This is a genomic window from Roseomonas sp. GC11 (assembly GCF_024437745.1).
Classification (GTDB): domain Bacteria; phylum Pseudomonadota; class Alphaproteobacteria; order Acetobacterales; family Acetobacteraceae; genus Pseudoroseomonas.
Genome location: NZ_JANFNY010000073.1, coordinates 19,738 through 27,387, shown reverse-complemented (window position 1 = coordinate 27,387; position 7,650 = coordinate 19,738). Strand labels below are relative to the sequence as shown.

The 7,650-nt window shown below is 69.6% G+C and carries 4 protein-coding genes; 2 read left to right on the top strand and 2 right to left on the bottom strand.

What is annotated here, in order from left to right; genetic code table 11:
- Positions 1 to 72 precede the first annotated feature (72 nt).
- Together NON00_RS19265 and NON00_RS19260 are read right to left on the bottom strand one after the other, a co-directional pair.
- A complete protein-coding gene (locus NON00_RS19265; protein WP_256024329.1) occupies positions 73 to 2,661 on the bottom strand; it encodes a S8 family serine peptidase in 2,589 nt (862 codons plus the stop codon).
- Between the two features lie 246 nt (positions 2,662 to 2,907).
- Positions 2,908 to 3,735, bottom strand: coding sequence for an IclR family transcriptional regulator (locus tag NON00_RS19260; RefSeq protein ID WP_256024328.1), 828 nt, complete (start codon positions 3,733 to 3,735; stop codon positions 2,908 to 2,910).
- A gap of 161 nt (positions 3,736 to 3,896) precedes the next feature.
- Here NON00_RS19260 and NON00_RS19255 point away from each other — a divergent pair, with 161 nt between their 5' ends.
- Both NON00_RS19255 and NON00_RS19250 read left to right on the top strand, forming a co-directional pair.
- Positions 3,897 to 5,969, top strand: a complete 2,073-nt coding sequence (locus NON00_RS19255) for a hydantoinase/oxoprolinase family protein (RefSeq protein ID WP_256024327.1) — start codon at positions 3,897 to 3,899, stop codon at positions 5,967 to 5,969.
- Positions 5,966 to 7,618: a hydantoinase B/oxoprolinase family protein gene (locus NON00_RS19250; RefSeq protein ID WP_256024326.1), complete on the top strand. Its 1,653-nt coding sequence runs from the start codon at positions 5,966 to 5,968 to the stop codon at positions 7,616 to 7,618. The genes NON00_RS19255 and NON00_RS19250 overlap by 4 nt, the downstream gene beginning before the upstream one ends.
- Positions 7,619 to 7,650 lie beyond the last annotated feature (32 nt).

The window sequence follows — 7,650 nt, the reverse complement described above, 5'->3', positions numbered from 1 at the left end:
AAGACCGCCCGATCATTCCTCGGCATCCTCTGCCTCGCAGCCACCGCAGACTGGATCAAGCTCTAACAGGCCTTAGCTGAAAAAGATATTGTCCACGGGAAGCATGCTGTCGCCGAAACCTCGCAGCACCAGCACGTCATTGCCCAGTTGCAGGATCAGGTCCTGGCCCTCCGCATGGGTGGCCGCCAGCAGGTCGCCCGGTGGCAGGGTGCCAAAGCCCGCCAGCAACAGGCGGTCGCCCTCAGCCGGCGTGAAATCCACCACCACATCGCGCCCGCCGCCAGGGGTGAAGACGAAAACATCCGCCCCCGCATCGCCGCGCAGCATGTCCTGGCCGGCACCACCCTCCAGCCGGTCGGCGCCCTCGCCACCCAGCAGCACGTCATTGCCGGCCAGCCCGCGCAGGATGTCATTCCCCCCCAGGCCGGAGAGGGTGTTGCCCCGCTCATTGCCCGTCAGGATATTGCCCGCCGCCGTGCCAGTGCCGGAGAGGGCATTGCCATACAGCTCCAGATACTCGGTCCAGGAAGGAAGGGTATAGTCGAGGAAGCTGCGCACCGTGTCATAGCCCTGGTACTGCACCTCCACCACCTGGTCGCCCGGGTCGTCCACCACATAGATGTCGTTGCCGACACCCCCCTGCATCACATCCGCCCCGGCGCCGCCGCGCAGCATGTCATTGCCGCTGCCCCCCACCAGCGTGTCATTGCCCTCCAGGCCCTGCAGCACGTCATCCCCCGCCCCGCCGCGCAGCTCATTGGCGGCGGCGGTGCCGTTGATGGTGTTGGCAAGGTCATTGCCAACGCCCGTGCGCGCGGCACCCGTCAGGGCCAGATTCTCCACATGGTCGGGCAGGCGGTAGTTGATGCTGCTGATCACCTTGTCCGTGCCGGCACCGGGCAGTTCCACCACCACATCGCCGGCATGCTCCACCGAATACAGGTCATCCCCCGCGCCGCCGCGCAGCGTATCCGCCCCGCTACCCCCCACCAGCGTGTCATGGCCGGCGCCGCCCTCCAGCGTGTCATTGCCCGCGCCGCCCTCCAGCCGGTCCGCGCCACGCCCGCCCTGGAGATGGTTGGCGAGGCCGTTGCCGATCAGCACATCATCGCCATCGCCGCCGATGGCGTGCTCGATCACCGTGCCGGTGGCGAAGCGCAGGGCCTTGCCGGCGATCTGGCTGGCCGTCGCGCCGGAGAGGTCGATGCGCGCGGCCGCCGTCAGCGCCGCGCCGTTCAGCGTGTCCTCGCCCGTGGCATCGGCCAGCACGGCGCGGGAGGGGTCGGCCGCCGCCAGGGTGGCGAACTCATCGGTATAGACATGCTGCGTGTCGGCCGAGGCGGCGGCGCCCACCAGTGCCAGCGACCAGCGCACCAGCGTGCCGGTATTGCCCGCCGCCATGTCCTGTACATGCAGCGTCCAGTTGCCGCGCGCGGCCTCGCCCAGGAACTGCACGCTGCTCAGCGTGTAGGACAGCACATTGCCCGTGGCGTCATAGGTGCCATTGCCGATGCGGTCGAGCAGCACGCTCTGCGTGCCCGAGGGCGAGACCAGCCAGACGCGCAGGTCGCCCATCAGTTCATGCCGCAGCACGATCGTCACTTCCGCCCGCTCGACCGAGAGATCACTGGCGATGGTGACACTCTGGCTGACATGCCCCTGGTCGGCGATGATCAGCCCCTGGGTGCGGCGGGCGCTCACCTCCTGCAGATTGGCCGTGGTGGATTGCAGGCTCCAGCTCTCGGCCAGGCGGACGGCGGCATGCGCGTCGATCAGCCCGAAGCCGGCCTCGTTCGAGACATGCATCCCCCCGCCATTCCAGCCGCCCGCCTTGTTGGTGAACCACCCCACCCCGGCGGTATCGGTCAGCCGCGCCGACATCGCCAGGATGGTCTGCACATCGCGGTAGCCGAGATGGGGGTTGGCCTCCAGCATCAGCGCCACGGTCGCGCTGACCAGGGGGGAGGAATAGGAGGTGCCCGTCCCCGGCGCCACGGCGAGCAGCGCGGCGCCGGTGTTGGAAAAGGCCTGCACCGCGCCTTTCTCATCCGTCGCGCCGATGGCGATGCTGTAGCGGTTGTTGGCGTAGTTGTGGGCGTTGACGTCATCGCCCATTTCACCGGTATTGCCGGCCGAGCGCACGATGATGGTGCCAAGCCCGCCGCGCCCCTCGGCGGCGGCGCTGGCCACGGCGGCGGCGGAGGCGGCATAGGCCGCCTTGCCGAAATCATCGCGGAAGAAGGCGCCCGAATGGCTCCAGGAATTCTGCGAGATGTCGACCTGCTTCTGCAGGGCGAGCATCTGCGCTTCCTGCGCCACCTTGCGCGTCCCCGCGGCATCGACGGTATAGGAGACCAGCGTGGCGCCGAAGGCGGCGCCCACCGCGCCCACGCCGTTATTGGCCTTGGCCACCAGGATCTTCGCCACGCCATGGCCGTGCAGCCCACCGGTATTGGCCACATTGGCGCCCGTGGCCACAACGCTGGCGGACCAGTCGATCTGCCCCTGCAACTCCACATTGCCGGCGCTGGGCTGGGTATCGATCAGGCCGATGCGGATGCCATGGCCGGTATACTCATCATAGAGAGAAGCGATGTTGACGCCGCTGCCGCCGCGCAACTGCCACTGCCCCGGGTAATCCGGGTCGTTGAAATCGGCCATGCCCTGCCCTGCCCAAGCCTGATTCCCATACACCATGACGGGGAAGGCTGAAAACAGGGCTGAAAGGCCGTTTGGAAAAACGGGCCGCACGTGGCTTGAAGGGGCTTTGTCCCCTGCCCCCCCTCCAGCGGGCTCTGACAAATGGGTTTCCAAAGGCCTCAGGCCTTTGGTGGGGAGAGTTTGAGAGGGGCGAAGCCCCTCTCAAGACCACGCCTCCTATGGCCAACCAGCAGCCTCTGCGCGGCCTCAGGCCCGGGCCGCCGCGCCATGCTCCATGGCCGCCCCCGCCCGCCGCAAGGCCGGGTCGAAAGGATTGAGCCGTGCCGCGATCTGCGCCGCCTCGCGCTTCAGGATGGCGGCGATGGCGCAGCGCCGTTCCGGCGTCAGCCGTTCCGTCACCGTGCCCACGCTGAGCGCGGCGACGGCCCGCCCTTCCGGCCCTGGCGCCAGCACGGGCACGGCCAGCCCCGCCATGCCGGGGATCACCCCCGCCGCCCCCCCGGCATGGCCCTCCCGCCGCACCTGGGCGATCTCGGCGCGCAGGCTGGCCTCGTCGCGGTCATAGGGGGTGAGGCGCTGGAGGTTGTGGCGGATGATCTCGTCCTGCTCATCCGGCGGCAGGAAGGCGAGGATGGCCACCGAGCCCTGCCCGAGCCCGAGCGGCACATGCCCGCCGATATCGCCGGTGAAGGAGCGGATCGGCAAGGGCCCCGCGCTGCGCTCGATGCAGACGGCGTCATAGCCATTGTGGACGAGCAGGAAGAGCGTCTCGCCCAGCGCCGCGGTCAGCCGCAGGAGCGCCGGGCGGGCGAGGTCGCGCAGGCCCTGCGGCGCGCCGGCGCGTGCCGCGATCTGGAACAGTTCGATTCCCAGCCGGTAGCGCCGCGCCTGCGCGTCGTAGTCGAGGAAGCCTTCCGCCGTCAGCGCGCGCAGCATGCGGTGGGCGGTGGGGCGCGGCAGGCCGGCGGCCGTGGCGATGTCGGTCAGCCGCAGCGCGGCGCCTTCCTGCCGGCCGAGCAGGCGCAACAGGCCCAGCGCGCGGTGCAGGCTGCTGTTCGGGTCCGTCTGCGACACCTTCCACTCCCCGGCCATTTGATGCGGCTTCCGGCAGAAAAATTTCATGGGGTGAAACTTTCCGCAGATTCCGGCCATCCAGGGAAAATCTCGCTTGCCGCTCTTCCGCGTGCAACGAAATAGTAACCTCCGTTCGCGGCATTCATCCCAGGGGGAGCGCCATGGCGCGTTGGCGGGTTGGCGTGGATTCGGGCGGCACCTTCACGGATGTCTGCCTCTTCGATGAGGCCGAAGGCCGCGTCGAGGTCTGGAAGGTTTCCTCCACCCCCGATGATCCCTCGCGCGGCATCGCCCAGGGTGTCGAGGAAGGCATGCGCCGCGTCGCGCCCGAGGCCGGGGAGCAGCCCGGCGCGCCGGTCGCCTATTTCGGCCATGGCACGACGGTGGCCACCAATGCGCTGATCCAGCATCGCGGCGTGCGCACGGGGCTTGTCACCACCGATGGTTTCCGCGACCTGCTGGAAATCGGCCGGCAGAAGCGCCCCGATCTCTACGACATGCAGGCCGACAAGCCGCCCACCCTGGTGCCGCGCGCCCTGCGCCAGGAAGTGCCCGAGCGCGTGCGCCACACCGGCGAGGTGGATACGCCGCTGGATGAGCCGCGCATGCGCGAGGCCGCCCGCGCGCTCCGCGCGGCGGGGGTGAAGGCGGTGGCCGTTTCTTTCCTCTACGGCTTCATCCGGCCGGAGCATGAGCAGCGCGCCGTGGCCATCCTGCGCGAGGAAATGCCGGACGCCTTCATCAGCGCGGGGCACGAGATCGCGCCCGAATTCCGCGAATATGAGCGGCTCTCGACCGTCGTGCTGAATGCCTATCTCGGCCCGGTGATGCGCAGCTATATCGAGCGCCTGGCGCCGCGCCTGCAGGCGCTCGGCATGACGGCGACGCCGCATCTGACGCAATCCAATGGCGGCGTCATCGGCTTCGCCACGGCGGCGGAGATGCCGGTGCGGACAGTGCTCTCCGGCCCCTCCACCGGCGTGGTGGGGGCGCAGGCCATCGGCGCCCTGGCCGGCTATGAGGACCTCATCACCTTCGACATGGGCGGTACCTCCACCGATGTCGCGCTGCTCCAGGGCGGGCAGTGCCGGCTGACCTCGGAAGCCGTGGTGCATGGCTACCCGATCAAGGCGCCGATGCTCGACATCCACACGGTGGGCGCGGGCGGCGGCTCCATCGCCCATGTCGATGCGGGCGGGCTGCTGAAGGTCGGCCCGCGCTCCTGCGGCGCCGATCCCGGCCCCGTCTGCTACGGCAAGGGCAATGCCGAGCCGGCGACGACGGATGCCAATGTGGTGCTGCAGACGCTGAACCCGACGCATCTGCTCGGCGGCCGCATGGCGGTGCGGCAGGATCTGGCGCGCGAATCCATCGCCCGGCTGGCGGAGAAGCTCGGCCTCGGCGTGATGGAGACGGCGCAGGGAATTCTGTCGGTGGTGACGGCGAACATGGCACGTGCCATCCGCGTCATCTCCGTCCAGCGCGGGCATGATCCGCGCGACTACACGCTGATGGCCTTCGGCGGCGCCGGCCCGCTGCACGCGGCGCGGCTGGCCAGGGAGCTGGAGATGAAGCGCGTTCTGGTGCCGCGCAACCCCGGCATCCTCTGCGCCATGGGCCTGCTGCTGACCGACCTGCGCGCCGATTTCGCGGCGACGAAGCTGCTGCCGGCCACGGAAGACTCCGCGCCGGAGGTGGATGCGGCCTTCGCCGGCCTCACGGCGCGGGCGGAGGAGTGGTTCGCCCAGGAGCACATCGCCCCCGCGGCGCGCCGCCTGCTGCGCACCGCCGATATGCGCTATGCCGGGCAGAATTACGAACTCGCCGTGCCGCTGCCGGATGGCCCCGTCACCGCGCGGACGATGCTGGCGCTGACTGAAAAATTCGCCGAGGCGCATCGCCAGCGCTATGGCTTCGTGGCGGAGGGCGAGCCGGTGCAGCTCGTCACCCTGCGGCTGGAGGCCACCGGGCTGGTGCGCAAGGCGGAGCTGCGCGCCTACCCGATGGCGGGGCCGGATGCCACCGCCGCCATCACCGGCCAGCGCCCCGTCTGGTTCCCCGAGGCGGGCGATTTCGTCACCACGCCGATCTACAGCCGCGAGGCGCTGCAACCCGGCAACCGCTTCGCCGGCCCCGCCATCGTCGAGCAGATGGACACCACCACCGTCGTGCCGCCGGGCATGACGGCGCGGGTGGACCCCTGGCTGAACCTGATCCTGGAGGTGGTGGCATGAGCCACGCCCTGAAGCCCAGCGCCGCGCCCGTGCTGGACCCGATCACGGTCGAGGTCATCGGCGCCGCCCTGTCCTCCATTGTCGAGGAAACGGGCGAGGCGCTGATCCGCGCCTCCTACTCCACCAACATCAAGGAGCGGCGCGACTGCTCCACCGCCCTCTTCAACGCGGCGGGCGAGACGCTGTGCCAGGCCGAGCATATCCCCATCCATCTCGGCAGCTTCATCGGCATCGTGCCGCACATCATGCGGAAACACCGCCTGGAAGACATGCGGCCGGGGGATGTCTTCGTCGGCAATGACGCCTATGAGGGCGGCGGCACGCATCTGCCTGATATCGTCCTGGCCGAGCCGATTTTCGTCGAGGGCCGCATCGTGGCCTGGACGGTCAATCTCGCGCACCACTCGGATTTCGCCGATCGCGGCCACGCCCATATCTACCAGGAGGGGCTGCGCATCCCGCCCGTGCGCCTCTACCGCGAGGGCGTGCTGCAACAGGATGTGCTGGACCTCATCCTGCTGAACTGCCAGGTGCCGCGTGAGCGCCTCTCCGACCTGCGCGCGCAGATGGCGGCCAACCGCGTCGGCGTGCAGCGCTTCCAGGCGCTGTGCGGCAAGTATGGCGCGGCGGTGGTGTTGGCCGCCGGCGCCGCGCTGCTCGACTACGCGGAGCGCAAGATGCGCGCCGGCATCGCCGCCATGCCGGACGGCACCTGGCATTTCGAGGATGTCTTCGACAATGCCGAGATCGACGCCACCCTGCCGCTGCGCGTCTCGGTGACGATCCGGGGCGATGGCATGGCGCTGCATTTCGATGCGCCGGACCAGCTGCGCGCCGGGCTGAACATGACCTACACGGCCCTGCTCGCCACGGCCTATTACGCCGTCAAATCCGTGGTGGACCCGACCATCCTGCCCAATGCCGGACTGGCGCGTCCCCTGGCCATCACGGCGCGCGAGGGCAGCGTGCTGAACTGCGTCCATCCGGCGGCGGTGAATGGCCGCGTGCAGACCAGCCAGCGCGTGGCGGACCTCATCCTGGGCGCGCTGGCGCAGGCGGTGCCGGAGCGCGTCACCGCCTGTTCCAACTCCACCTGCACCGTCGCCAGCTTCATCGGCAGCCGCAAGGACAGCGGCGAACTCTGGGTTTATCTGGAGACCATGGGCGGCGGCGGCGGCGCGCGCGCGGCGAAGGACGGGCTGGACGGCATCCATGTGCATTCCACCAACACCTCCAACCTGCCGGTGGAGGCGCTGGAAATCGAATACCCGCTGACGCTGCTGCGCTACGAACTGGTGCAGGATTCCGGCGGCGCCGGGCGGCAGCGTGGCGGCATGGGCCTGCGCCGCGTCTACCGCGCCGATGAGGATTGCCGCGTGCGCGTCGATGTCTCCCGCCTGCGCTCGCGCAGCTGGGGCCTGCTGGGCGGCGCGGCCGGCGGGCATGGTGGCATCGAATGTGGCCCGGGCGTGGTGTTCGAGCGCGACGTGGCGGTGCTGAAGGCGGGACAATGGTTCGCCGTCGTCAGCCCTGGCGCCGGCGGCTATGGCCCGCCGGAGGAGCGCGACCGCGCCGCCGTGCGGCGCGACCTGGAAGAGGGCAGCATCAGCCCCGATGCCGCGCGGGAGATCTACCGCCTGCGCGGCTGACCGACATTCCCCGGACGAGAAGGAGCATTCCC